The sequence below is a fragment of the Ruegeria sp. CDSC054 genome (assembly GCF_059610645.1).
In genome coordinates, this window is record NZ_JBXWOA010000001.1 from 660,826 (window position 1) to 687,131 (window position 26,306).

Here is a 26,306-nt window from a genome sequence, read left to right on the forward strand (position 1 = left end):
CGTCTCGCGCGCCTAGATGTTGGCGAAAGCTATTATCGAGGTGATCCATGCGCGACCTTCCCTTTCCCGTCCGAGACGCAAATGCTGCCGGAGGTGCCGGCAATCTGGGCAACCTGCCGGAATGGGATCTGACCGATCTCTACACCTCAGAGGACGCGCCCGAACTGTCCCGCGATCTGGACTGGTTGGAAAAGGAATGTGCCTCGTTTGCCGAAGACTACGAGGGCAAGCTGTCTGATCTGGATGCTGCGGGTCTGCTGACCTGCGTCGAGCGCAATGAGAAAATCAATTCAATCGCCGGGCGCATCATGTCGTTTGCCGGCCTGCGCTACTATCAGCTGACCACAGATGCCGAGCGTGCCAAGTTTCTGTCCGACATGCAGGAAAAGATCACCATCTTCACCACCCCGCTGGTGTTCTTCACGCTTGAGATCAACCGCATCGACGATGATGTCCTGAAGGCGCATTTCGATGTGAATGCCGATCTGGCGCGGTACGAGCCAGTCTTCCGCCGCATCCGCGCGATGAAACCCTACCAACTATCTGACGAGCTTGAGAAATTCCTGCACGACCTCGGCGTTGTTGGCGACGCGTGGGAGCGTCTTTTTGACGAAACCATTGCCGGGTTGACCTTCACTGTTGATGGCGAAGAACTGAACATTGAAGGCACCCTGAACTTTCTGACCGAGCAGGACCGCGCCAAACGCGAAGCAGCCGCGCGCGAGTTGGCCGCTGTGTTTCAGGACAACGTCAAAACCTTCGCCCGTGTCCACAACACACAGGCCAAGGAAAAGGAAATCGTAGATCGCTGGCGCAACATGCCGACCGCGCAAACCGGTCGCCACCTGTCCAATGACGTGGAACCCGAGGTTGTTGAGGCTCTGCGTGAGGCGGTCGTGGCCGCCTACCCCAAGCTCAGCCATCGCTATTATGAGCTGAAACGCAAATGGCTGGGTCTGGATGTCATGCAGGTCTGGGATCGTAACGCTCCGCTACCGATGGAAGACACCCGCATCGTTGATTGGGATGAAGCGGAAAAGACGGTGATGGACGCCTACAATGCCTTTGATCCTCGCATGGGTGAGATTGCGGCGCCGTTCTTCTCACAAGGCTGGATCGATGCGGCCGTGAAGCCCGGTAAAGCTCCGGGCGCTTTTGCACACCCAACCGTCACCGAGGTTCATCCATACGTGATGCTCAACTATCTGGGCAAACCGCGCGACGTGATGACACTGGCGCATGAGCTTGGCCACGGCGTGCACCAGGTGCTGGCTGCCGATCAGGGCGAGATGCTGTCGTCAACGCCACTTACGCTTGCCGAGACTGCATCTGTATTCGGCGAAATGCTGACCTTCCGCAAGATGTTGGATAAGGCCAAGACCCCCGAACAACGCAAAGTGCTGCTGGCCGGCAAGGTCGAGGACATGATCAACACAGTTGTCCGACAAATCGCCTTCTACGACTTCGAATGCAAACTGCATGCGGCCCGCCGCGAGGGCGAGCTGACCCCGGATGACATCAACGCTTTGTGGATGAGCGTTCAGGCCGAAAGCCTTGGGCCCGCATTTGAATTCATGGATGGGTACGAGACCTTCTGGGCCTATATCCCGCACTTCGTCCATTCACCATTCTACGTCTACGCCTATGCGTTCGGTGACGGTTTGGTGAACGCGCTATACTCGGTCTACGAAAGCGGTGCGGACGGGTTCGAAGACAAGTATTTCGAAATGTTGCGCGCTGGTGGGTCCAAACACCACAAGGAACTGCTGGCCCCGTTCGGATTGGATGCAAGCGATCCCAAATTCTGGGACAAGGGTCTGTCGATGATTTCCGGCTTTATCGACGAGCTGGAAGCGATGGAAAACTAGTCACTTCTGGCTTTTGGTCGTCAGGAAAATGGCGACCACAATCAACACAGCCCCTAGGGCCGCGACCGGCGTGATTGCGGCCCCCAGAAACAGGGCTGAGTTGATGAACGTAAACACCACGGATGCGGCGAACATCAAGGTCGCAGTCAACGTCGAGACCCGCGCGGCGGCCTCGTACCAGAGGTAGTAGGCCAAAGCGGTCGGCAGCACCCCCAACAAAATCAGGAAGACGGCATCGTTGGCTGTTGGTATTTGCAGTGAAAATGCGGCCAGCGGGACCAATAGCACACCCGAGCACAAGAATATCCCAAATAGGAAGTTCAGACGTTCTCCGGTCGTTTCAGAGTTTCGCATCGCCCGGCTGCTTGAGATTAGGAAAACCGCCCAGCTTAGCCCTGCGCCGATTTCAAGCAGGTCCCCGAACAGGGGTTCTCCACGGCCTTGGAAATCCTGAAATACCGTTAGGAAGACGCCAAAAATCGCCAACCCCGTGGCAAGTATGTCTGTGCGCGTAACGGGCGTGTCCGCAAAGAAATACAAGAAGATCAGCACAAAGAATGGCGCCGTGTTCTCAAGAACCATGGCATTGGCTGCACCGGTATGTTCAAGCCCGATATGGAACAGGATGTAGTTGACCACGGTGGACAGAACGGCCAGCCGAAAATTCCAGTCATTCAACCGGATCGAAACAGCGACCCGCATCACGCGCAGCATGCAATAAATAGCGATAGCTGCGATGAACAGGCGCGTTACCGCAATTTGCAGCCCTCCCAGATCGCTGGTCAGGTAGCGGACTATGACGCTGTGCGTGCCCCACAGGAAAGCCGCAAGAAACCCAAGAACCAGCCCGTTTTGCAAGAGTGGCTGCTTCTCTTTGGTGTCGGGCATCCTTGTGCCCCGCTTACTTCAACTGACTGTCTTTAGAACCGCGCCGATTGATGCCGGAACGGGCCTTGAAGGCCCCGTCCCGATCCTGCTGGCAATCCAGGCAGAGTTTAACACCGGGAATGGCGATCCGTCGCTTTTCTGGAATCGGCTCTTCACATTCGGCGCAATGGGTCAGGCTTTCCCCGACGGGCCGTTTTTGCGCCTTCATCAGGGCCAGTTCGTCCGAAATGGACGCCTCAATCTGTTCACTCACCGCGCCGTCACGCGCCCAGCCGCCTGCCATGGTCTCCCTCCTGATCAGGTGACAGCCAGATTAGTCCAGCCGAGCGCTGCGTGGCAAGTCAGAGGGCGACCGCGCCCTCAAACACCCTGTCAATCATTGCTTGCGTTCCGCGCGAGAATTCCAACGGGCATGGGTAATCAGCCTCGTCGCGGACTGACTGGCAAAATGCCTCGACCTGTAGCTTGTAGTGATCGTCGCCAGGGAACCGCGTGACCTGAACCTCGAGACCCGGCAGATGCAGTTCCACCCGCGCCTCACCAAAAACACGCGCATTGAAAGGCGCGGTCAGGCGGATCATGCCACCCTCGCCATGGAACACCATTTCCTGATGCGGGTGCATCCGGATCGAGACGTAGCTGGAATAGGTAAAATCGGGGAATTGCGCGCGTATCTCGGTGAAGGCATCAATGCCATCTTCCCAGCGGATTGCAGATTGCACCGAGACCGGCTCTTGCCCAGTGGCGAACCGGGCGCTGCCAATCACGTAGACACCGATATCGCGCAGCCCACCGCCGCCGGTTTCGGCCCGGTTTCGGATGTTGCCGGTGTCCGCCCGATTATCAAAGCTGAACGCCCCGGTCACATGCACAAGCTTTCCGATCGCCCCATCCGCGATCAGTTGTCGTACGAATTGCCACTGCGGGTGGTGCACGATCATGTACGCTTCGGCCGCCAGCAAACCGGTCTGATCCCTCTTTTCGATCAGCGCATCAAACTCGGGCGCGGACATGGCCATGGGCTTTTCACACAGAACATGCTTACCGGCGTCCAACGCCTTGAGGCTCCATTCGACATGCAGGTGGTTGGGCAGCGGGATATAGACCGCGTCGATTTTGGGATCGGCCAAAAGGGCATCATAGCTGCCATAAACCGTCAGATCAGGGCAGTACTGCTGGAACGGCTCAGCCTTGGCTGCGTCCGACGTGGCAAGACCTGCCAACCGGGCCCCGTCCGCCGCGTGAATTGCCGGCGCCATGAACTGTCGTGCGAATTTCGCGGCGCCAAGAACGCCCCATTGAACAGGTTGCTGCATACCGCCGCCTCATCCTTTGTTAGCTTGTGCCGTCTCTATCAGGGAATCGCTTTAAAGTCAGGGGTTTCGTGGTGTTTTCCGCCCATTAACGCACGCAAACCTGAGAATTTCTTGATCCGCTTCATTGTCCGCGCCGTAGCAGCTATGTCACCGGGTAGTCGGCATTGTCCGCTCACAGCACCCGGGATTGATGTTGTGACCAACTGGGTGGGAGATTGCCAGACATGCCAACACCGACAGAGACAATTACCGGAACCGTGTTGATGAGCGGAGCCGTCGGCTCGTTCGATGACAACAACGGAGATTTTGACATCCTGCGCGAGGCCGTTGTTGCCGCTGGCCTTGCTGGTGCACTGGATGACCCCGAGGCCAGCCTTACGGTATTCGCCCCGACCGACGCCGCCTTTATCGGACTTGCCCAGGCTCTGGGCTATGCGGGTTCGGACGAAGCAGGCGCGTTGGGGCACATCGTCAAGGCGCTGACCCTGTTGGGCGGAGGGGATCCCATCCCCCTGGTGACAGAGGTGCTGAAATACCACGTGGTCAACGGGGAATTCGACCTGGCTGCGGTCGCCGACTTGGGCGACGGCGCACAGATCGAAACGTTGCAGGGTTCGTCGGTTGAATTGAACCTTCAAAGCGCCCCACCAAGTCTGGGCGATGCGGATGACGGCATCGCCGATCCGGGTATCATCCAAACCGATATTGATGCCACAAACGGGATAATTCACGCCCTAAACGGTGTCCTTCTGCCCGTATCGGTGACGGACATTCTGGGTCAGAAAAACACCGATTTCATCCTCGGCGACGACTCGGACGACTTCTACTTTACCGGGCGTGGTCAGGACTTTGTTCATGGTGGTGGCGGGAACGATGTCATCAATACCGGCAGAGGAAACGACGTCGCGTTGGGCGGCGCTGGAAACGATGTGATCATTGGCGGTCGCGGCAAAGACATTCTGCGTGGTGACGAAGGCGAAGATACGATATTCGGCGGCAGAGGGGCCGATGTGATCGATGGTGGAGCCGACGATGACATCCTGTTCGGTGGGCGTGGCAAAGACATGTTTGTCATTGAAAACGGAGACGGCGATGACTGGATCGTCGACTTCCGGGTCGGAAAGGACAAAATTGACTTGTCCGGCTACGAAGGCATCGCCGGGTTCGAGGATATCGAGGATGATATCTCGGGTGGTTTCTTCCAGACCACGATCGATCTAGGTGACGGGGACAGTATTGTCCTGGCGGGCGTTGGGGCCGGACATCTGACCGAAGACAGCTTTATCTTCGTCTAAAGAAAATCAGCCCGCCGTTATGGCGGGCTGAACCAATTGGGTCAGACAGTACCCAGCATGCCCTTTTCACGGGCCAGTTCGCGCATCTTTTTCTGCAGCTTCTCGAAGGCACGAACCTCGATCTGACGAATGCGCTCGCGGCTGACATTGTACTGCGTGCTGAGCTCTTCCAGCGTGACGGGCTGATCCATCAGACGGCGCTGAGTCAGGATGTCCTTTTCCCGGTCATTCAGGACATCCAGCGCAGCCGCCAGAAGCTCGCGGCGGGCATCAAGCTCGTCGCGGGCTTCATAGTCGCCCGCCTGGTCGGCATCTTCGTCCTCAAGCCAGTCCTGCCATTGCATGGTGCCTTCGCCCTCGGACCCAACGGTCGCGTTCAGCGAGGCATCACCACCAGACATCCGGCGGTTCATGCTGATGACTTCAGCTTCGGTCACGCCCAGATCTTCGGCGATCTTTTTGACGTTCTCAGGACGCAGGTCGCCTTCTTCCAGCGCACCAATACGGGCTTTGGCCTTGCGCAGGTTAAAGAACAGCTTTTTCTGTGCCGACGTGGTGCCCAGCTTGACCATCGACCACGACCGAAGAACGTATTCCTGGATCGAGGCACGAATCCACCACATCGCATAGGTCGCCAGACGGAAACCTTTTTCCGGATCAAACTTTTTGACCGCCTGCATCAGGCCCACATTGGCCTCGGAAATCACTTCGGCCTGTGGCAGGCCATAGCCGCGATAACCCATAGCGATCTTGGCCGCCAATCGCAGGTGTGACGTGACCATTTTATGTGCAGCTTCAGTGTCTTGCTCTTCGACCCAACGCTTGGCGAGCATGTACTCTTCTTCCGGCTCAAGCAGCGGAAATTTGCGAATTTCCTGCATATAGCGGTTCAGGCCGCCCTCGGGCGTCGGCGCGGGGAGATTTGCGTAATTTGCCATGATTCATGTCCCTCCGACAAATGTTTACTTCGTTAACATGGGATATGGGAATAAGCCCCAATCCATTCAAGAGGTACCGTTAACAGTTTGAAATTAACGATTGATAAAGGAAAGCTAAGAACGCGTTACTCACGTATGTTTGCGTATTATGTCAGCGGCGCGCGCAATTGTTCAATCAGAATTTCCATATCTTTTGGCAAATCGGCCTCAAACCGAAGGTTTTCGCCTGTCACAGGGTGCTCAAAGCCTAAAACTGCGGCATGTAGCGCCTGTCGCGCAAAACTGCGCACAGCCTCGGCAGCGGCCGGATTGAAGGCTTTCGCCGCAAGCTTGCGTTTACCCCCATACACTGGATCGCCAACCAGCCCATGCCCGGCATGGGCCATATGGACACGGATCTGGTGCGTCCGGCCGGTTTCCAACCAACATTCAATCAGCGCGATGCCTGCCGGGTTGCCAAATGTCTCGACCAACCGCGCCCGAGTGACCGCATGCCGACCACCGTGGAAAAGAACCGCTTGTTTCTGCCTGTCGTTTTTGTGCCGCGCCAATTGCGTGGTCAGCCGCATGATATTACCCGGTTCAAAGCTGACACCCTTGATGCCGCGCAAACGTGGGTCATTCGCATCCGGCACGCCGTAGCAAATCGCGCGGTAATAGCGTTCGACGCTATGCGCCTCGAACTGCGCCGCCAGCCCGTGATGGGCCGCGTCTGACTTGGCGACCACCAGCAAGCCGCTGGTCTCTTTATCGATGCGATGCACGATGCCGGGGCGTTTGACGCCCCCAACGCCCGACAGATCCTTACCGCAATGATGCAGCAAGGCATTGACCAGTGTTCCGTTGGGCGAGCCCGGCGCAGGGTGAACGACCATGCCTGCCGGTTTGTTGATGACGACCAGGTCCGTGTCCTCATAGACGACGTTCAGTGGGATATCTTCGGGACCTATGTGGCTTTCTTCGGCTTCGGCGATGGAGATCGACACCGAGGCGCCTTCGGTCACCTTGGCCTTTGGGTCCCGGATTTCGACACCGTCGATTGTCACCTCACCGTTCTCGATCAGACGGGTCAAACGGGTACGCGACAGGTTTTCATCCGCTGGTACATCCCGTGAAAGCGCCTTATCAAGACGTGGCGGCGGATCGGCCGCGATCTGAAACTCAATCTGGCGGGTGCCCATGACTGTCCCTTCCGAACCCCAAGAACCGCAGGAAACACCACAGCTTCGCTTGCTGCGGCGCATGGTCATGCTGCTGACCGCGGTGATGATTGGCGGGGTTCTAGTGACATTCGCACTGATTGTCATCCGACTATCGGACAGAACCCCTACCCTGCCCGATCAAATTGAACTGCCGGATGGTGCCAAAGCACAGGCCGTAACGATCGGCAGCAACTGGTACGCGGTCGTGACCGATGACAACCGCATCCTGATTTTTGACAAGACGACCGGAAAACAGCGCCAGGAAATCGTCGTGCAGGAATAGCGATCAGCTGTCCAAGGCCATCCGGAACACGATCTCAGAAGCTTTACGCAAAGCTTCATACTCTTCGGGCGTATCCCGACGGAACGTCTTGTCCTCATCGCTTAGCTTTGTCGGGGTGAACAGTTCGGGCCGGTCGGGAAAGAACTCTTGCTGAAAGGCGGTATCCTGCTTGGCCAGGAATTCGTCCAGCCAAGCGCGCTCATCGGGTTCCAGAACATCATTCCGGCGCACCATGACAGGATCATCGACAAAAATTCGGCGTAACTGGCGACTTTTCTTACGCCCCATTGCACGGGAGATGACACCAAAAGCTTCGCTCGCCGCGCGGGATTGCGACGGGTTAGACACGGCTCCTGCTGAAACCTCCTCGGCCAATGGCGTACCGATCCGCGACAGGAAATCATCAACGACGTTGCCCCGCACCATGCCCGAGCGTTCATACAAAAGCGGAGCAACGGTGACGCCGGGAAAGGCGGTCCGGATTTCGGCGATTTTGGCAGAAAAGCTCAACCGTTCCGGGTGGTTGCGGATAAGATCAAGTTGCTGGCGGATGTATTCAGTGCCGCCGTTGGACAACCGCCCTGCCTTGGCCCGCTGTTTGTAATCCGCCTCGAAGAAATCGGAATACCGGCGGCAATAGTAGGTGATCGTCAATGCACGCGAGGGGATATCAGCAAAAACCTCGGCCAGCCGGTTCAGATTGCAGGAATAGAACATCTCGGACGAAACAACACAGGTCTGATCCGCATGCACATCGTACTCAGCGGTCATAGCAGACCGAAACGGATCCATCGGATCAGCGCTCTGGTTGATGTGAAAGGCGACGATGTTGTGACTTATCGCCAGACGTGTGCCGCCATCCAGCCGGCGCCGGCCGGTTTCCATATAATGCAGGCCGATCTCGTTCATGACCAAATGTTTCCGGCGCAGAAATCCCTGCAAGGCGGTCGTGCCAGTTTTGGGCATTCCCATGTGCAGCCAAAGCATTACCTAGCTCCTGTCCCCGAACTGTGCTGCGTCATGCCTGCTGGCTGGCCGTGAAACCTGCGGTCATCTGCTGCATGAGGTCCTGCATCTCTGGCAGGTCGCGCAATTGTCCGATCTGCTGGCGGTGCAGATCGCAGGACGCATGGTGCAAGCGCGCAACCTCTGGGTCAGAGAGCATTTCGTAATAAAAACCACGCTTGCGATCCAAAACCACATCGATCGAGGTATTCGTCTCGGCGTTCTGGTTCATCATGTTCCAGTATTCCAGGCCAAGGCTTTCCCCCAGATGGTGGGCACGACCGCGCATCTTTTTGACCAGATAGCTTTCGCAGGATTTCAGCGCATAGTGATTAACCTGCACGAACTCATAGCCGACCGAGTCACGGGCGGATCGCCAGCTTCTGTCATAGTATCGTTCAGGCATCAACTGACCCGACCCGTTGTACCAATGGCACTCTTCAATGGTTTCGACTGTCGGCTTTTTAGGACGATGAACGCCCAAGCCATCCCAGATCTCACGCTTGAAAATTGTTTTGAAACCCCATGCCTGCGGTGGCCGATATATCTTTTCCGGAGCGGCCTGCCGGAACTGGTCTGACAAAAAGCGGTCTTCGTACCGTACGACACCTGCATTCCCAAACAATCGCCAGGTCATTGAGATCGTTTTGGCATCCGGGATGGCATCGGTCAAAGCCCGCAGCGTATTATCCCCGGTTTTGACGTTGATATGTTCATCTGCGTCGATCACCACGACCCAATCCTGTGGTCGCGCGATCTCCATCTTAAGAAACGTATTATAGGCGCGCTTTTGTGGGCTGGTCTTGCGGCGCGAGTTGTTGTCCGCATGGATCAGAACACCCATGTCATGCAACCGTTGCAGCAGGGCATCGGTACCGTCGGTGCAGTCATTGGTCATCACGACCATCTGGTCGATCCCGATTGCACGATTATGGGCCACCCACTCCAACACAAACGGTCCTTCGTTCTTCATCGGAGTGATACTGATATATCGAGGGTCCTGATCGGCCATGTGAGACTGCCTTATTCGTTGTTTTTGCCCGGAACTCATCGGGATCATTCGAAATTTGTCCGCAAATTACGTTGGATTGGCAGAACTACCAAGGGGAAATCCGCGCAATTTACCCGCCCGCCCGTTTTAGTTGGTTTGAAAACCGCTTGAGCTTGGGGCAAAGTTCATGTGCCCGGGACAGGTATTTCCGCGCCTTGGCTTTTTCTCCACGTTTTAGCAGCAACTGACCGGCTGCGCCCTGAATTGCGGCAGTATTGTCATCTAATTCGGCAGCCTGAACAATCTGGTTTTGTCCCTGTTCAACCGCGTCTGTCCTTTCAAGGAATTGACCCATGGCAAAAATCAGAAACGGATTATCCGGGTCGCATGCAAGAGCATCCGCCATAGCCAAACGACCCTGCACATAATCTCCGTCCGCCTCGTAGAGGTCAGCAAGACGCTTGTGAAACAAAGGTTGTTCAGGCACGAGTTTAACGACTCGTCGGGCAATATCCACCACGTCATGCGTGGGTTTTTCACTCAGAAGCCACTGGAGCATAGACTGCGTGCTTTGAAAACCCGGTGAGTTTGTCGACAGCCTGACATCTTCGGGCAAAAGCGTCGCATTGTGTAGACCATCCATCAACATCGAAATACGGGTGGCATTTGTCGCAAAGCGTTTGGCCTTTTGGTCCAGCGACAACACACTCCAATCCAGCAGGAGCAAATCAAAATTGCAGGGCAGCCGAACCAACACTTTCCGCTGCGCGATATGCGAATTGTAATTAAACCAGGGGCGCCGAACGCTTTTCAGCGTTACCCAATCCAGCGGTGGCATCGCCCGGTGAGATATCTGGTCACGGTAGACCAATCTGGAACCAAACACGATGACATCCGGCCGCATCGGTTTCGCCCAAAACGCCCGACCGAAGGTTTGCGCCGCCATCCAGCGTTTTCGTAGCCCACCCAAAATGGATGCCCGCAATGCAGTTGCGACAGCATGATCTTCCGGCCACAAATGGGGGCTGGACAAGGCTTGGTCTGCAAGTTCGAGCGCTGCCGGCCACTGCTTGAGATAGAAGTAGTTGATGGCCTGAAGCAAAGGTAAAAAGGCGTTGTCAGCACCAGCTTTAATCAAAGGTGCCGCCAGCTCTTTTGCTTCTTCGGCACGATCCCCTGAACCCAATCCATGAAGGACAAAGGACGCCTTCCCAAAAATGTGGGCGGCTTCAGACAGATTCAGAAACTCTTCCGGCCCGTCGCGAAGCCGTTCAATCATTTTCTCATTTGAGGCCGCCAGCTCCTCCTCGGTCAAAACCTCACGGAAAACTTTGCGTTGTTGTCCTGATATCCGTGCGGCGGCCATCGAGAACGCTGAAATAAACGGTGCGATTACCTGCTCCGCGCGCGACATCGTGTAGAGTTCCAGAAAATCCCGTTTTGCGCGTGTCATTCCTGACATATCTGCAACGTCAGACATTTGCATCAACTTTGGGAACTTTGACTGAAACCGGGCAATTAGTTCCGGCTGATCTGAGAACATGATGGCCGTTTTGTCGGCGTTCTTCTCCAGATGCGCTTCATACAATTCTTCGGGTTCAATCTTTGCAGGCCATGTCGTGTGCTTCCACGGCAACCCGTTCAGGATATCGCCGCGGCGGATGTGATAGGCCGATACACCCTGACCTGACAGCTTGGCATCCGCACAATCCATGACTTCGCGTATTTCTTCGGTGAACCCGACCCGGTGAATGAAGTCACGATATCGCGGGCGGATGGCCTCGACGTCTTCCCAAGGAAAGGCCAGCACCTCGAAACCTTCCTCTACCAGCACCGACCGTCCGGCGTTGAGATGCGCAATCAGGCGGTCGGGCGAGGTGTCGCTTTGGAAGGACCAGATCGGCAAGGCATTCTGCGAAAGAGCTCCGAACTCCTTAGGAGTAAGGAAATGTTCATCCATCCAGTCCTGCGCGAACAACTCTTGTGGGTGGTCAAGCTCGGGCGCGTCCGCGCCCTGCGGGAACCAATTCACCCGGTAGGTCGTGCCGAAATCTTCGGCCAGCCGGATGCAAGTCAGCATCATCAGCAACCGCGCGCCCATGCGGTCCTTGCGCTGACCGACAAACACACCTTTGGCGGCGCTCACGAGGCGTCCCTTTCCTTCTCGGCCATGGCCTGCCGGCGCAGTCGGCGGAACCGCTGCCGGGCTTTTGCCGCCAAGTCAGGGTGCCGCTCGGCGCCGATGGCCTCAATCCCCCGAATATACATAGGCAGGCGACGTCGGGCGCGCATCATCTTGTAATACCCGACCGTGTCCAGTGAGCCGTCCATCGCCCCCAGCATCACGGGCTTGAGGATATCAAGCTTGCGCAACATGGGCGCCGCAAAATGGTTTGAAAACCAGGTCTTGAGCAACATCACGTTGTCGCCCCGCAGACGCTGAACTTGCTGCCGGTCCAGATCAAAGAAAGGGTCGTAAAAGACGTAAGCCTTACCAGCCGACTGAACAGTTTGGGCCGCATCGCTCATCGGCAGGTCCCAGTCCTGCACGCGGCCGAACCGATAGCGGGTTTCCCAAGGCACCAGCCGTTCATCCAGCGTTGTCTGAGGGTTGAACGCGATCACATGCGCACCGGGCACATGCGCTGAAAAGGTCAAAGCCCCAAAGCCGCCCATAGACGCGCCTGCGAAAACCACCTGATCGAACCGGTCAAAGAACCCCTCGGCGACCTTGTTTTCAAAATAGGAAATGATCTCGGGGTCGCGATACCATGCCTTGGTGCGCGCGAAGACGCCCATGTGGGACCACCCTTCGTCCCGAAAGAATTTCCAGCCCCACGGCTCGCGCGCGAAGGACAGGTCATTGGCGTTGGCGATATTGTCGAAGCTGACTACCAGACGCTTTGGGTAGCGCTGATGGAACAGGATCGAGTGGCGTTCCAGCTTTTGAAAGAAGCCAGTGCCGTCGCCGCCGGGGTACAGCTCGACAAACCAAGGCGGAGCGGGATCTGTCAGGATACGCTCATACCCTGTCTTGCGATCAGGGTGTTCCGGTTTCAGCTGCTCTTTCGATAGGTCTTCGGCCATAATGATCAGATCAGGTTATCGGCGAGCCAGACGCGAAACTCAACCCATTCCGGGCGCATCTTGATTTCGGACACTTTAGCGCGGTGCCAGTCGCAAGCCTGCGCGTGCAATTCATTCAACTCTTCATCCGCCTTCAGTTCGGCCAGCAGAGGTGCGGCGCGGCGTGCGGCGGGCAAGATGGATTGGTCGGACTCTTTGTTGGCATTCATGTCCTGCCAATAAGCTTGCCCCTGATCTACTTTGATGTGGTTTGTTCGACCCCGGTCGCGCTTGACAAGAAACCCATCCATGGACCGCACTGAATAGTGGTGGATACGTCCCAGGGAATGGTCGAACCCACGCCAGGCCCGCCAACCGACCTTATCGGCTGGAAACAGCTTTCCGCCAGCATCTGACCATGCGATGTCGGGCGCTACCTCCTCGTCAAAGCCCTTTGGGCGATGCGGACCAAATCGGGTGAACTTGCCATTATTTCGGAACAGCGTCTTCAGCCCAAAAGCGCGGCTTGAATGATAGGGGAACTCTTGATCCCCCATCGAGAATACCTCTGTCACCGGTCTGTCTTCGAAGCTGATGTTTCCAGAACTTCCGAACAACTTCCACGCAAGAGATATCGCATCGACCGGTTGACCTGCCTTTTGTTCGACCTCGGAAATCAGGTCATGAAATCCGTTGTCGCCGCAGCGGATATTCCAGAATTCATCTACATCCAGACATAACAGCCAATCGGCCTCCTTGATCTTGGGCTGACGGCGCGCGCGGCGCAGCATCTGGTGCTGGGGATTGCCCCCTTCTTTCACTTCATTGCTGACATGAGTGGCCAAGCCAAGCTCTTGCAATCTTGCAGCAATCTTGTCCGTTCCGTCATCACAGTCGTTGGTGAAAATCACAAAATGATCAATGCCGAGTGTTTTGTGGAACGCGACCCATTCCAGCATATACGGGCCTTCGTTCTTCATCGTTGTGAACACGGTGATGGACTGAGACATATTACCCTTCCCAAATAGTCTTGCCCCACTCATACACATCCCGATCCACGTGGGCGAGATAGGAAATTGCGGTGCGGGCATTCCGACGCGAACTGGTGCATCTCTAAACGGCAGATGCACTGATAAATCGCTAATTTCAGCTGGATAATGGTGCGGTCGAGAAGCATCTGGCGATTTCGAACTAGCTTCTCAGACCCAATATTTTTATGAGCAAAACGCCCTTCTTTAGCCATCAGGTTTCCCCAAATGTGTGCTGTGTAAGGAGGTATTGTGTGTTGTGGAGGCTGTCAATCGGCTCCGGTTTTTTCGTCCAGATAGTTATGGCACACGCTTTGCGCATGCAGAGGGTTTTCTGCTTCACACCGTGCCGCTGCCTCCGCATGGCGAAGTTCCTACTCTTTATCAATTCGAACTAATTCGGCAGTATACCGTTCCGGGCCGATATCCGCCATTTCGGAAATCCAGAGTTCTTGGTCCTTGTCTTTTAGCGAGGGAAGGTATGCCTCTGGGTTGTCTTGTTTAAGTAACGCTGGTTCAACTTCCTCTTGTTTGTTTACCATGCTAAGTGACCTGAACGTGGCTGGCATCCCCTCGAAGGACAATACAGCGAAGCTAAAACCTCTATGGCCCAGCTTGAGCTTAGGCAGCGGCTTGATCAGCGCAAACCCCGGCACAAGCAACAGCAATAAGCCCGTGACGAAACCTAACTCAGGCGATACGACAGCCAAAAATACTGACCCGATTAACAGGGCAATTACTATACCAATGCCGCTTACTAATTCCATATTTTTCAATACCTTAACTGCTGCACTCAAAACTGAACCCTCATACAAAACTGTGCCAAGAAGTTGGAGAGTTCGAAAATTCCGCAGAACTCTTGGGATTATTTGAGAACCTGAGGGGGCCCCAAATATTGGTAATGGTCACGCGGCAAACCGAAGGACCAAATTGGAGGAATTGCCGTCAGCGGCCTAACCCACTTCGCTTGGGTTTACAGAGCAAGGCGCAGAAACAAATGAGCGCATCTTGGGTGTGAAGCCATAGAAAGATAAGAGTTTACTATTCAGGGAATGAAAGAAAGGCGGGGATACCAGATCTCGCATCAAGTCGGACCCCGAGAAAAGGCTGACGGGTTCTTTCTCCGAATTGTTGCCGCCGGATGGGCGCTAGGATCGAACAAAGTAGGGCAAATGCACACAGTTTGACCGCCCTATGAATGAGCGCGTAGCTTTACTTCCCCCCCCCAAAAAACTTAGGGCGTTTTAACGTGCTCTTTCCACCAGTATCTGGTCATAATCACCATCCATGTGTGCAGTTTTTCAACCGATATTCGCCGCTCGACCTTCCGACATTTCAGCCATTTCGACGGCCTTGTCTATCAAGAACAACGCCTCCATCTTGGTTTTGGCTTTTAGCATAACTTCTTCGCTCACCTGGAAGCCAATTGGCCGGCCTGAAGTGGCATCACCGGAAATATCTTTCAATGCTTCCGGAAGCGGAGCACCCAACTGGTCCACTCTCAAGTCAATTTGATTGTCGTAGATCACCAAGAACACGCCATTCCCCCAATAGGTCGCCACTTTACGCCCTTCCTGATTAGCTGACAGAACTGCTGTGCCAGCTAAAGTCATGGCACTACGGAATTCACTGACCGTGCTCGTCTTATAGATTTGTTCAGCGCCTGTGCATTTAACCGCCACAAGTTTTGCAGCCATGGAGTGCATCGTTGAAAGCTGAATTACGTAGTTCTCAAATTCAGCTAACCCAATGAATCCGGGCAATTCTCCGAAACATTGCGGATCACTTAAGCGAACGTCCGGACTATTGTCAAAACACAACTCAAAATCCGCTTCAGCTTCGAGCACCTCGATTGCGGCTCTGCGTTCCGCTGCCATCCTATACGCGTCGGACAACCTCTGCTTCAGATCAGAGAACTCAAAAGGCTTTGTAACGTAGTCTGTGGCCCCAACTCCGAATGCCTCGTCGATGTACTCTTTTTGTACCATGGCGGTCACCATGATAATGGGCGTGTACGTGTGTTCTGGTAGTTTTCGCACTTCTTCGCAAAGAGTAATGCCGTTCATTTGCGGCATCTGCACATCCAGTAGCAAGCAGTCAAACGCTTCGTTAGGTCTCGACAGTATTTCAATGGCCTCCCGCCCACTTCTGGCGGTGACGACATCTTTATAACCGAACGCGTCCAGAACTCTATCTAGCAACTCCAGGATACTCGGATCGTCATCTACAGCAAGTATACGCATAACTTTTCACCAACCTTTTGCACCTCACCAAACGTTAGGCATTGCAGACTTAAGGCAACGTTTGGCCGGCGCATAAAACACTCAGGGTTTCTTCATCCTCTCTTACGAAGGCGGCAAAACGGTGACATAAGGCGGGCTTCCTTATGTCTGTGCATTTTTTTTAATTTGCACAATATTTTCCGCGCAAGTGCGCATATTGAAAAAGTAAATCCCTCAAATTCTTGATGCCATTTTGATTTTACTCCTATCAGCCGTCACGGCTGCCTCGAAACATTATCGGAGAGCGAGACGGCGCCTGATCCATCGTGGATTCGAAAGGAATACGCAAAAGAAGCTGTCTTTTTTCAAAATGTTGCCAGGCGCGAGGAAATAAATGAAGCCTGCGGGAGAAAATAACAGCCAAGAACTATCTAAAGTTTTTGGTCAGTCAGTAAACTCAACCAAAGGGAGGGAGGAGATTTAGACACACCTATCCATCTATTCGGACAACTACCGCATAGGGTTGTGGACTTGCTGAACTGAATCTTGCCATAAGTGTGTCAAAAATATGAGTAAAATATGGACAGACCACTCAGGTATAAGCAGACATACCCGCTCTCGGAGGGGTTTCCGAAACTAACACCTGCTAACGGGACTTCAGGCGCACCAAGTGCTTTGGCGCGACTAGAAATTTTTGCTGTCAAAAGCAGTCCGCCAACGTCACGTGGTGACATTGGAAATATTCGCGCGACTACACTTAGTTTTCGCAATATTTACGAGTATGGCACCCTGCTGGCAAAATACCTTGAAACCAGAAAGTCAATTTTCATTGACCAGTTAAAGTGGCAAGTTGGTGAAGCTGACGGGATGGAATTCGACCAATACGACACGCCAGCCTGTCGATGGATTGTGTTGCATGAATTCGGTGAAGTTTTAGGCGGTGTGCGACTTCTACCCACGACCGCAGAATGCGGCGTATATAGTTATATGCTGCGCGACGCGCAAAGAGGTATCCTTAAAGGAATACCATCTGACGTTTTATTTATGGACGCCCCGGTAAAGCACTCTGTTTGGGAAGCATCCCGTTTCTTCGTGGCAAAGGATGTTGCATCGTCACGCAGGCTGCTGGTTCAACAGGAGTTGTTTCACCAGATGACTACTGTCGCGATGGAAGGTGGTGCGACCAGCATACTGGGCATCGTCCCCTCAGTCTGGGCACGGTGGTCACGGCGACTGGGCATCAATGCCTCGCCTGTCGGCGCAAAGTTTTCCATCGATGGCACCGTCAGTCAGTCAGTTTTGTTCAACATCCATAAGTAAATGGAACCACTCAGCCACTAGAGCGTCTTTTGTACTCTTGGACGCTCGGCGCAGATTTCTTAGCAACTATGATTGATTTTCAGACTATTGGGAAACCGCGGCTGTTTTGCATGTTAGTGGGGTTTCCAGAATTGATGTTTGGACTTCCAACCGTTGTTCAATTCCGTCGTTTTGCGGTCTTAGACTGCTCTTAGGCACGAACACATTGCCAAAAAAAATGTTAAGAGAATGCGACGGTAGTTCACAACAATAACTGGCAACTCGTCGTTGAAGCCGCTGGCGCCAAATAAAGGTCAAGAAAAAACCCCTTTCTACGACGATTTTCTCCATTTTTGCCGCTGTTTCGACCCACTCGCCTCATAAGTTTAACCCGTTATGAGGATATCGGTGGTTCACCAGTTATGAGACATTCCACATTCGTAAGTGATCGGTTCCAAAAAAAGTTGGAGCTTCGAGCACAAAGAAAGACCGCGCTTGCTGTTCTGGCGGTTGATGATGATCCTGACATTCTGAAATTGCTCCAATCAGCACTTCCTGAACTCGAAAACTGCAAAGTGGTTGCCGCCAGTTCAGCTGATGAAGCGCTTCGGCAGATAGAAGCAGCGGAATCCCCATTCGACTGTCTGCTTGTTGACATTCAGATGCCCGGAACCTCTGGGATAGAGTTGCTTTCGCAAATCCGAAACTTGCCGGACAATCTGGAAACACCTGTTATAATGTTAACTGCTCTAGATGACAGGCAGAGCATCGAGAGGGCATTTTTAGAAGGCGCATTTGATTACATAACTAAGCCCTTCGACTTCTTCGAATTGCGCAGCCGTATGAACGCCGCCCATCTTCTAATGATGGAGAGAAAGAAAACACAATCCTCTTCAGCGTCGATAGAAAGTCTTCGTAGTGAACTGGATTTTAATCAGAAATTCAGTTTTGAAGACCCCCTGTCTATCGACGAGCAGGAACAATGCTTGGGGTATGTCGAGTTCGACAACTATGTGGAGCAGCTTTCACGGGGGCGCCGATTTGACTCCTGGGTTACAGCAATCAAATTTCGCGATGCGGGGTACCACTTTGATCTGAGGGAATTTGGAGATTTTCGGCGCGCTGTTTCCGACATTGGATTTTGCATTCAAAAGACAACACAGGCCGCCGGAGGAATCTATTCCTATCGAGGGAGTGGCGTTTTTCTCGTTATTACACATGGACGGGAACGCACCCTGAATATTCCAACCGAAGCTTTTCTAAACCAGGAACTAAGGACCGTTCTCAGTAACCGATGCGCCTCTGTCCATCTTAAGGTGGTGAAGAGTACACCGGTGTCGCTTCGTTCAATTACAAAGGTTGGAGCATTCGCATCTTTGGACACCGCTGTTAAAATGGTGAATCTTCGTGAGACCAATCTCAGAAAGGGCCTTGTTGCGACCTGCCCCTCGATTTCAAAGCACACGCCGCATCGCAAAGAAATGGCCAACAATAGATTGTTTGATACCGTCCTGCGTGAAATGTACGGCGATGACACTTACCTCACTCGCCGGTAGCAAGCTTTGTCTTTGGCAAAGGCCGACCTCGAACAGAAGTCGAGCACTAGGGTTTAGATATTAACTTTAGTCGCGAACCCGTTCGGCATTGAGGATGAGTGGGCCACTGGTACGCATGGTGAACGTCAAAACTGGTTCCGGTATTTCTGACTCAGTAGTCGAAAAATTTATTCTACGGAGCACCGAAGCCATAAGCACCATGATCTCAGTTTCAGCGTACTGAGCGCCAATGCAGATTCTGGGACCATCTCCGAACGGAATGTACTGACCTCGAGGCAGTGTAGATCCCAGGAACCGTTCCGGCCGATAGTCGTTGGGAGCATCCCATAATTTTTCATTTCTGTGCAAAGAGTAAACTGGGAAAAACAACGCATCGCCATTTTCAATCTTTACCCCTTTAATTTCAAGATCCGCAGCTGCGTCTCTGGCAAAAAACGCGGCGGAGGGATAAAGCCGCAGCGTCTCTTTAACATGCGCGCGCAAGAGTGGCATTGCCTCCAGGTCCGAGAATTCCAATAGGCCTTCTGGGCGAACAGATCGAATTTCTTGTCTAACCCTTGCTTGCATATCTTGGTGCAAGGCCAGCAGATAGTATCCCCAGGCCAATGCGTTAGCGGAAGTTTCATGACCAGCGACGACAAAGGTCAAAAGGTTGTCAACAGTTGTCGCTTCATCTTCGAAATCGGTTTTCAAGGCCTCAATCATGAAATCGAGGAAGTCCAATGGCTCGCTACGGCCTTCGGCCCGACGCTGATCTATGACCCGTCTGGCGAGGTCTCGCATATTAGTAACCGGGGCCAAGCTGCGTAGCCAATTTTTCCGCGGCAACCACTTTGGCAAACCCATTAAATCGAAAAGGGACAGATCAGAAATGTACTCGAAATACTTGATCAGCCCCACTCGTACCTGCTCTGAACTGACTTCCTTATTACCTGAAAAAATCACTCTAGAAATATTCGTCAATGTTGATGCAGGCGCAATTTGTGCAATATCTACAGGGCCTTCGTGTTCCGCCAATGAGTCTGCAATCTCGACACCAGTCTCTGCAAAATGCCGAGCCAGAACCGGGAGGTTTCTGGCGGCGAACAATGGAGAATACCTTCGCCTCTGCTGACGCCATTTTTCCCCTTCTGAGAGTATTAAACCGTTGCCTACAGCCGATCCAATAATGTCTTTGGTGAACTTGGCTTTGGGAAACGAACGGCCCTGTCCGACGAGTAATTCGGTTACCATTTCAGGATCGCAGATATAGTGTATGTTCAAAGGTCCACGAACATAAGTTTCACGCAGAGTTTCTGCCGGGATGACTTCAAACATGTTGCGGCCAGCTGACCTTGCAAACTGAAGCAGTGTCACCGGCTTGGTCGCAAGCCTAGCGGTAACAGGAGCGACAGTACCCTGCCTCAACTTCGCAATTTCAACTGCAGTCAAACCCCAACCCTTTTAGAATTATTCCTTCTTTCGGACACATTAAGGTGAAAAAATTCCCACTTAGCAACGAGATCCTCGATTTTGGGTACCCTGCTCTGCAATTGTGCAAAAATTTGCGGTCTCCTATACCAAAAACTTGCGTGAATCGCCCAACAATCGCGATAGGCGTCAAAGGATTGGTGCCAAACTGTGAACCCAATTTGGACCAACTAAGTCCTCATTATGCCGGTATTGGTACTTTCCAAGCGCGAAAAACGAAGACATTTGGATGACAGCCATCGACGCCAATCTGCCGGACCGGGATTCCGGTGAAACGGAAAACCGGCTTCTGCAAAACATCATAGATTATACTGCCATGAGCTTTGCGCTTCTGTGGCAGCGGCAGGCTATTTATCTGGCCACGACCATTTTGACTGCGTTCTTCTTCGATCCCTTTAACGCCATGTTGTTCTATGGGACGATCCTCATTTGTGAAGTGCAAGATTTATTGCTGGCCAAACGCGTACCGCGCTTAAAGCCAGACCAGCACAAAGCAATAGGTATGATGGTTGTTTGGATTCTGTTGAACACGGTCCTGAGCTCAGCCGCAATCTGCCTGTACGCAGTTTCAGTTGCTTTCGCACAGCCCGCCGGTGGTCACTTTACGCCAATGTTCTTCTTGTTTGCTGCGGCGTTGTTTGCAGCAATGAACAACCATCAGTTTCTGTGGGCGATGATTGTCCGTTTGGCCATGTACGGCGTTTCGTTCATGTTGATTGTCGTCAAGGATATCTGGATCGAACGCCCCGAGCTTTCATCTGAACTCTGGCTGCACTTCTTCACCGTTATCTTTGTAATGTATTTTCTGATCGACTGTTCGATGGTGTTTCTGAAGCTCTACCGCAGGAATTTGGAGCAACTCGAAAAGCTCAAAGCAGAGCACGAAAGAACAAAAGCGGCCTACATTGCAAAGACTCAGTTCATATCGACAGTCAGCCATGAGCTGCGTACGCCTCTTACATCGATCAAGGGGTCACTTGACCTAATCAACACAGGCGCATTGGGTGAAGTTCCAGATTCAATGCAAAGCCTCATACACTTAGCGTGCAAAAACAGCGAACGGCTAGCATCACTTATCAATGATGTGCTGGACATCCAAAAAATGGAGGCCGGTGAAATGAACTACCGTGAAGGAACTATTGATGTACATACGCTGGTTCAGGAAGCGATTTCCGTTAACACCGGTTACACCAGTGCTCACAACGTAGAAATTGTGGAGGACATAAGGGGAAACAAAGATCTGTTCGTTAAAGGTGATGCGTCCCGCCTTCTTCAAGTGTTGGCCAACATGATCTCCAACGCAGCCAAATTTTCCCTTGATGGAGGCGAGATAACGGTCGGATGCGAAAAAGTCCGTGGGAAGATTCGCCTCTTCGTCAAAGACCACGGCATAGGGATACCCGAGGGGTGCCAGGACAAAGTCTTCGATCGTTTTTCACAGATTGACTCTTCCGATGAACGTCACGCAGGCGGTACAGGGCTCGGGATGCACATTTCAAAAGAAATTGTGGAGCATTTTGGAGGAGAAATAGACTACAGAAGCAAACTTGGTGAAGGCACAGAGTTTTTTATTATGCTTCCCGCCATAAGCGGGCATGAAGTAGGTACCGCCGGAGACGAGCAGACCTCACTACCCTGCGCCATGCAATCCAAGCAACATTAGCGGAATCCTACTGAGCAATTTCGATGGCACATCACCGTACTACTTCGAAGCAATCCCATGGTTCCCGAGCGGATTTTCCATGGTAGAGTTAACCCTAAAATCACAAGACCTCGTGGCACACTCGAAACCGCCTGTGGTGAAAAGAGGGATTCTGCGTAATGCCAATGCAACTCCAAAAAGAAAATGCTGTTCCGATCATGCGATCGGAACAGCAAACTCGTTACTAAGTACATTTCCTAAGATGCGGTAGGTTCACAACTTTCGGCAAAAAGGCCTCCTACTTGCAGGCCGCGATATCACAAGATTTATATTAAGGTATGAACTATCCAAGCACTGAGAATTTCTCGTGTTTTGTTCGTTTCCGCTGTTCCAAATGATAGAAACTGGAAACAAAGAAGCCAATGGCCACCAAACTGTTAACGTTTTTCAGCTTACCCATCGATTCGGCACTCTCTATTTGAACTAATTCACTCGTTGTCCTGCGCTTAAATATCCAGCATGTCGAACAACATCGGCTTCGGGGGTTCCCGATTAAGGTTCAGGATAGCGGCTACAACTTCGCGGGCCTCTCCACGGGCTTCTAGGCTTTCCCCCACTAGCCGACGGGTCCAGCTATCGTCGGGGTCCAACCCTTGAACACCCGCCATTTAATGCTTTGCAAGTTGCTGGGCGTCGATGAACTTCTGAGTGGCAGATCTAGTGGCAACCTCAGGTTGCCGCCTGTACGTAAGCAAACGATGCCGTTCAATTTATGCGTAATCGATGCGAAAATATTGCGTAAAGGTCTACGAAACAGTTGAAATTACAGTGATTTTTTTGAGTTTCACTCCGAAAGGTATTGTTTTTATTTTCAATAACTTACAAGATATGGTGCGGTCGAGAAGACTCGAACTTCCACGGGTGTTACCCCACAGCGACCTCAACGCTGCGCGTCTACCAATTCCGCCACGACCGCACTGCCAATGACTTGGTAGAGGGGCATATAGACGGTGGTGAGCAGGATGTGAAGAGGCAAAAAACACGCCGATTTGAATTCCGCGGTGCCATCCATATCTGTACTGCAGACAGCGTATATTTCCCCCTTCCCCGGAGCCCGCCCATGACCGCGCAAGATCCCCGCCCAATTGTCCAGATTGATATCGTCTCAGACGTCGTGTGCCCCTGGTGCATCGTGGGGTTTCGCCAGCTTGACCTGGCTTTGAAAGAACAAAACGTGCTCGCCAATCTCAGATGGCATCCTTTTGAGCTGAACCCCAATATGCCGCCAGAGGGTCAGAATCTGCGCGAACATATCATGGAGAAGTATGACTCGACGGTCGAGCAGAGCCAGCAGGCCCGTGATCGGCTAACCCAGATCGGCGCCGAGCTTGGCTTTTCGTTCAACTTCAATGACGACAGCCGGATGGTAAATACTTTTGCAGCGCATCAGCTGCTGGACTGGGCCGAAACGCAAGGCCGCCAGCATCCGTTGAAGATGGCCCTGTTCGAGGCTTACTTCACCAATCAACAGGACGTATCCCAATCCGAGGTCCTGCTTGATGCGGCCCAAGCGGCGGGGCTGGACCGGGACGCCGCCCAAGCGGCTCTGACTTCGGGCGATCACGTTGCGGCGGTTCGCGAAAAGCAACAGTTCTGGACCAGTCGTGGTGTTTCAGGTGTTCCGTCGATGGTGTTTGCTGGCAAGTACCTGGTGACCGGTGCGCAGGGGGCCGAAACCTATTCGGACCTGTTGCAGCGGTGCCTGACCGAGGCTGCGTGACCTCTTTTCTTCGCACTGCCCCGGCGGTATGGAGCACTTATGGAATGGAAGATCACTGACGGGCTGACCGATTACAATGACGCCGTCGCCTTCATGGAGGCGCGCGTGGCTGCAATTGCGGCCGGAGAAGCGGATGAGTGTGTGTGGCTGCTGGAGCATCCGCCGCTATACACCGCCGGCACCTCAGCCCGGATCGAAGACCTGACCGACCCGGATCGCTTTCCGGTCTTTGAGGCCAAGCGCGGCGGTGAATACACCTATCACGGCCCCGGCCAGCGCGTGGCCTATGTGATGCTGGATCTGAACAAACGCGGCAAGGATGTGCGTCGTTTCGTCAAGCAACTGGAAGAATGGGTGATCGCAGCGCTGGCCGAGTTCAACGTGCATGGTGAAATCCGTGACGGTCGCGTCGGTGTTTGGGTGCGGCGCAACGACAAACCACTGACCGCTTCGGGCCAACCTGCCGAGGATAAGGTAGCGGCGATCGGATTGCGCCTGCGCAAATGGGTCAGCTTCCACGGCATCTCGATCAATGTCGAACCTGACCTCGAGCATTTTTCAGGTATTGTCCCCTGCGGCATCACCGAACATGGGGTTACGTCGCTTGTCGATCTGGGGTTGCCGGTCACCCTGGTGGACGTGGACACGGCCCTGCGGAATACTTTTTCAGAGGTTTTTGACCTCGATAGGGCCTGAATTGATACCCGCGAATCGTTCAGAGTCCATGTGCTGTTAACAATATCGCGATTTTTGGCAGCTCTGTTTCCACATTGGACCGAAATTTCCCAATATTTGCAGTGCAAAATGAGCAAATTAGCCAAAAGCTCACTCAAATAGATACATCCCGCGTATTTGGGAGTAGTATAGACTTACCGTTCTTAGAGTGAGTGGTGTGTTAACCGGTGATCTTGGGTCATCCCGAGTAATCGGAAAGGTATTAGTTAACGAGTCTGCCGTTCCGACCCCAAATCGGAGCGGCAATTCACATTCAACTCTATGGATTCTCTTCTGTATGCCCGAAACGTGACGACCCGACACACGCGCGGTCGATCTGCTCAAGCTCAAGCGTGGTGTGACCAATGGCAAATCGGTCGCGGAGCGAATGTCTGACGCTGGCTCTCACCCCTTCCGCATCAGCCCAGGCCGCCGCGTCCACGACCAGATGGGCCGTTAATGCAGGCTCTCTCTCCTGCATGCTCCACAAGTGGATATGGTGAACCTCGGACACTCCGGGTATGTCCTCGATGGCCGAGGCAACTTCTTCCGGGTCCAGTTCGGGGGGCGCTGCCATCATCAGAACGCGGATCGTTTCGCCAATTTCACTTTTGACATGCCACAGTATGTAGACCGAAATCAGGATCGTGACGGCGGGGTCTACCCATGTCCAGTTGAACAGGATCACCGCGGTACCGGCAATGATCACAGCCACCGATCCCAAGGCGTCCGCCACGTTGTGCAGAAACGCCGCCCGGATGTTCATACTGTCCTTAGCCATCGAGTAAGTCAGCGCAGCCGTGACAAGGTCCACAATCAAAGCCAGCGCCGCAATCCAGACGACCATCCAGCCGTTAACCGGCTCAGGCTCAAAAAACCGCATCACACCCTCGTAGAACAAGTACACCGACAGCACGACCAGAGTGGTGTAGTTGACAAGCGCGGCCACGACCTCGGCCCTGCCATAGCCAAAGCTCATCCGTGGGTCGGCAGGTCGGCGGGCTATTTTGCGGGCAAAAAAGGCGATGACCAACGCGATGGCGTCAGAGAAATTATGCAGGGCGTCAGCGATCAACGCCAGCGACCCTGAAAAAATGCCCCCAATGACCTGTGCCAGCGTCAGGAACATGTTGACGGCAATGGCCCAAGCAACGCGCGCGTCTCCTGCCTCCGGGTCTATGTGATGGTGCGCGTGGCTGTGCCCCTTATGAGAGTGATCATGTGCCATCTGAAATGTTTGTCCCTTGTTACGGCTGCACATTGCATGTAATTCCTCTAGTAACTAGAGGTTCAAGAGCCCTGAGGAAGAAAGATGTATTCAATTGGGTTTCTGTCGCGTCATACGGGTGTCAAGGTTCCGACCATCCGGTTTTATGAAGACAAGGGGCTGTTGCCGCGGCCGGACCGAACAGCGGGTAATCAGCGCCGGTACGACGACACTGCATTGAAACGGCTGCATTTTATTCGCCATTGCCGCGATCTGGGTTTACCGCTGACCGATGTCGTAGGTTTGCTGTCTCTGGAAGGCACGTCTGGCCGCGACCTTAACCAAGCGCATGAAATTGCCGAAAGACAGCTGGCCGACCTGCGGGACCGTATTTCCCGCCTGCGCAGTCTTGAGGCCGAACTGACCCGAATTTCCAAAGCCTGCGATGGCAAGCACGACCATGTCTGCGCCGTGCTTCACGCATTTGGAGATCACAGTGAGTGCGCGGGGCCACAAACGCACACGAAGTAACTACC

Annotated in this window: 24 protein-coding genes and 1 tRNA gene; 9 read left to right on the forward strand and 16 right to left on the reverse strand. The window is 53.5% G+C overall.

From position 1 onward, the window contains the following. Window positions 1–47 precede the first annotated feature (47 nt). Window positions 48–1,868, forward strand: a complete 1,821-nt coding sequence (locus AC2FGC_RS03250; RefSeq protein ID WP_496776431.1) for a M3 family oligoendopeptidase — start codon at window positions 48–50, stop codon at window positions 1,866–1,868. Here AC2FGC_RS03250 and AC2FGC_RS03255 read toward each other — a convergent pair whose 3' ends face one another. The 3 genes from AC2FGC_RS03255 to AC2FGC_RS03265 are packed head-to-tail and all read right to left on the reverse strand — an operon-like array spanning window position 1,869 to window position 4,072. Further along, window positions 1,869–2,756, reverse strand: a complete 888-nt coding sequence (locus tag AC2FGC_RS03255; protein ID WP_496776429.1) for a DMT family transporter — start codon at window positions 2,754–2,756, stop codon at window positions 1,869–1,871. 13 nt (window positions 2,757–2,769) lie between these two features. Further along, window positions 2,770–3,039 (reverse strand): DksA/TraR family C4-type zinc finger protein, encoded by a 270-nt coding sequence (locus AC2FGC_RS03260; RefSeq protein WP_496781408.1) that lies wholly within the window; start codon window positions 3,037–3,039, stop codon window positions 2,770–2,772. A gap of 58 nt (window positions 3,040–3,097) precedes the next feature. Further along, window positions 3,098–4,072 (reverse strand): Gfo/Idh/MocA family protein, encoded by a 975-nt coding sequence (locus AC2FGC_RS03265; RefSeq protein ID WP_496781409.1) that lies wholly within the window; start codon window positions 4,070–4,072, stop codon window positions 3,098–3,100. 224 nt (window positions 4,073–4,296) lie between these two features. Here AC2FGC_RS03265 and AC2FGC_RS03270 point away from each other — a divergent pair, with 224 nt between their 5' ends. Continuing rightward, window positions 4,297–5,367, forward strand: a complete 1,071-nt coding sequence (locus AC2FGC_RS03270) for a fasciclin domain-containing protein (protein WP_496781410.1) — start codon at window positions 4,297–4,299, stop codon at window positions 5,365–5,367. Between the two features lie 41 nt (window positions 5,368–5,408). Here AC2FGC_RS03270 and rpoH read toward each other — a convergent pair whose 3' ends face one another. Together rpoH and AC2FGC_RS03280 are read right to left on the reverse strand one after the other, a co-directional pair. Beyond that, window positions 5,409–6,305, reverse strand: coding sequence for an RNA polymerase sigma factor RpoH (rpoH, locus tag AC2FGC_RS03275; RefSeq protein ID WP_496722263.1), 897 nt, complete (start codon window positions 6,303–6,305; stop codon window positions 5,409–5,411). Window positions 6,306–6,451: 146 nt separating this feature from the next. Further along, a complete protein-coding gene (locus tag AC2FGC_RS03280) occupies window positions 6,452–7,486 on the reverse strand; it encodes an RluA family pseudouridine synthase (protein ID WP_496722260.1) in 1,035 nt (344 codons plus the stop codon). Here AC2FGC_RS03280 and AC2FGC_RS03285 point away from each other — a divergent pair. Then, the gene (locus AC2FGC_RS03285; RefSeq protein ID WP_496722258.1) at window positions 7,485–7,790 is read left to right on the forward strand and encodes a DUF6476 family protein; all 306 of its coding nucleotides are present in this window, start codon (window positions 7,485–7,487) and stop codon (window positions 7,788–7,790) included. The genes AC2FGC_RS03280 and AC2FGC_RS03285 overlap by 2 nt on opposite strands. Window positions 7,791–7,793: 3 nt before the next feature. On the opposite strand, the gene AC2FGC_RS03290 is transcribed toward AC2FGC_RS03285, so the two are convergent. From AC2FGC_RS03290 to AC2FGC_RS03320, 7 genes are all read right to left on the reverse strand, one after another. After that, the gene (locus AC2FGC_RS03290; protein WP_496781411.1) at window positions 7,794–8,777 is read right to left on the reverse strand and encodes a hypothetical protein; all 984 of its coding nucleotides are present in this window, start codon (window positions 8,775–8,777) and stop codon (window positions 7,794–7,796) included. Window positions 8,778–8,808: 31 nt separating this feature from the next. Beyond that, on the reverse strand, window positions 8,809–9,807 hold the full coding sequence (locus tag AC2FGC_RS03295) for a glycosyltransferase family 2 protein (protein ID WP_496722253.1): 999 nt from the start codon (window positions 9,805–9,807) through the stop codon (window positions 8,809–8,811). Window positions 9,808–9,916: 109 nt separating this feature from the next. After that, window positions 9,917–11,932 (reverse strand): hypothetical protein, encoded by a 2,016-nt coding sequence (locus AC2FGC_RS03300; RefSeq protein WP_496722251.1) that lies wholly within the window; start codon window positions 11,930–11,932, stop codon window positions 9,917–9,919. Further along, the gene (locus AC2FGC_RS03305; protein WP_496722249.1) at window positions 11,929–12,873 is read right to left on the reverse strand and encodes a hypothetical protein; all 945 of its coding nucleotides are present in this window, start codon (window positions 12,871–12,873) and stop codon (window positions 11,929–11,931) included. Before AC2FGC_RS03305 ends, AC2FGC_RS03300 begins: the two co-directional genes overlap by 4 nt. 5 nt (window positions 12,874–12,878) lie before the next feature. Next, the gene (locus AC2FGC_RS03310) at window positions 12,879–13,862 is read right to left on the reverse strand and encodes a glycosyltransferase family 2 protein (RefSeq protein WP_496781412.1); all 984 of its coding nucleotides are present in this window, start codon (window positions 13,860–13,862) and stop codon (window positions 12,879–12,881) included. A 392-nt stretch (window positions 13,863–14,254) separates the two neighbouring features. Continuing rightward, on the reverse strand, window positions 14,255–14,677 hold the full coding sequence (locus AC2FGC_RS03315) for a hypothetical protein (protein WP_496781413.1): 423 nt from the start codon (window positions 14,675–14,677) through the stop codon (window positions 14,255–14,257). A gap of 504 nt (window positions 14,678–15,181) precedes the next feature. Then, window positions 15,182–16,123, reverse strand: a complete 942-nt coding sequence (locus tag AC2FGC_RS03320; protein WP_496722243.1) for a response regulator — start codon at window positions 16,121–16,123, stop codon at window positions 15,182–15,184. A 558-nt stretch (window positions 16,124–16,681) separates the two neighbouring features. On the opposite strand from AC2FGC_RS03320, the gene AC2FGC_RS03325 reads away from it, so the two are divergent. Both AC2FGC_RS03325 and AC2FGC_RS03330 read left to right on the forward strand, forming a co-directional pair. Further along, on the forward strand, window positions 16,682–17,422 hold the full coding sequence (locus AC2FGC_RS03325; protein WP_496722241.1) for an acyl-homoserine-lactone synthase: 741 nt from the start codon (window positions 16,682–16,684) through the stop codon (window positions 17,420–17,422). Window positions 17,423–17,823: 401 nt separating this feature from the next. Next, window positions 17,824–18,957, forward strand: a complete 1,134-nt coding sequence (locus AC2FGC_RS03330; protein ID WP_496722239.1) for a response regulator — start codon at window positions 17,824–17,826, stop codon at window positions 18,955–18,957. A 66-nt stretch (window positions 18,958–19,023) separates the two neighbouring features. Here the strand turns inward: AC2FGC_RS03330 and AC2FGC_RS03335 are convergent, their stop codons facing one another. After that, a complete protein-coding gene (locus AC2FGC_RS03335) occupies window positions 19,024–20,388 on the reverse strand; it encodes a cytochrome P450 (RefSeq protein ID WP_496781414.1) in 1,365 nt (454 codons plus the stop codon). A 268-nt stretch (window positions 20,389–20,656) separates the two neighbouring features. On the opposite strand from AC2FGC_RS03335, the gene AC2FGC_RS03340 reads away from it, so the two are divergent. Then, window positions 20,657–22,090, forward strand: a complete 1,434-nt coding sequence (locus tag AC2FGC_RS03340; RefSeq protein ID WP_496722235.1) for a sensor histidine kinase — start codon at window positions 20,657–20,659, stop codon at window positions 22,088–22,090. Between the two features lie 485 nt (window positions 22,091–22,575). Here the strand turns inward: AC2FGC_RS03340 and AC2FGC_RS03345 are convergent, their stop codons facing one another. Both AC2FGC_RS03345 and AC2FGC_RS03350 read right to left on the reverse strand, forming a co-directional pair. Next, on the reverse strand, window positions 22,576–22,737 hold the full coding sequence (locus AC2FGC_RS03345; RefSeq protein ID WP_496722233.1) for a hypothetical protein: 162 nt from the start codon (window positions 22,735–22,737) through the stop codon (window positions 22,576–22,578). Between the two features lie 221 nt (window positions 22,738–22,958). Next, window positions 22,959–23,045 (reverse strand) — tRNA-Leu (locus AC2FGC_RS03350). A gap of 144 nt (window positions 23,046–23,189) precedes the next feature. Here AC2FGC_RS03350 and AC2FGC_RS03355 point away from each other — a divergent pair. Beyond that, window positions 23,190–23,849, forward strand: coding sequence for a DsbA family oxidoreductase (locus tag AC2FGC_RS03355; protein ID WP_496781415.1), 660 nt, complete (start codon window positions 23,190–23,192; stop codon window positions 23,847–23,849). Between the two features lie 39 nt (window positions 23,850–23,888). Then, window positions 23,889–24,545, forward strand: a complete 657-nt coding sequence (gene lipB / locus AC2FGC_RS03360) for a lipoyl(octanoyl) transferase LipB (protein ID WP_496722229.1) — start codon at window positions 23,889–23,891, stop codon at window positions 24,543–24,545. A 298-nt stretch (window positions 24,546–24,843) separates the two neighbouring features. Here the strand turns inward: lipB and AC2FGC_RS03365 are convergent, their stop codons facing one another. Beyond that, window positions 24,844–25,791 (reverse strand): cation diffusion facilitator family transporter, encoded by a 948-nt coding sequence (locus AC2FGC_RS03365; RefSeq protein WP_496722227.1) that lies wholly within the window; start codon window positions 25,789–25,791, stop codon window positions 24,844–24,846. 84 nt (window positions 25,792–25,875) lie between these two features. Here AC2FGC_RS03365 and AC2FGC_RS03370 point away from each other — a divergent pair, with 84 nt between their 5' ends. Beyond that, a complete protein-coding gene (locus AC2FGC_RS03370) occupies window positions 25,876–26,301 on the forward strand; it encodes a MerR family transcriptional regulator (RefSeq protein ID WP_496781416.1) in 426 nt (141 codons plus the stop codon). The last annotated feature ends 5 nt before the right edge of the window (window positions 26,302–26,306 follow it).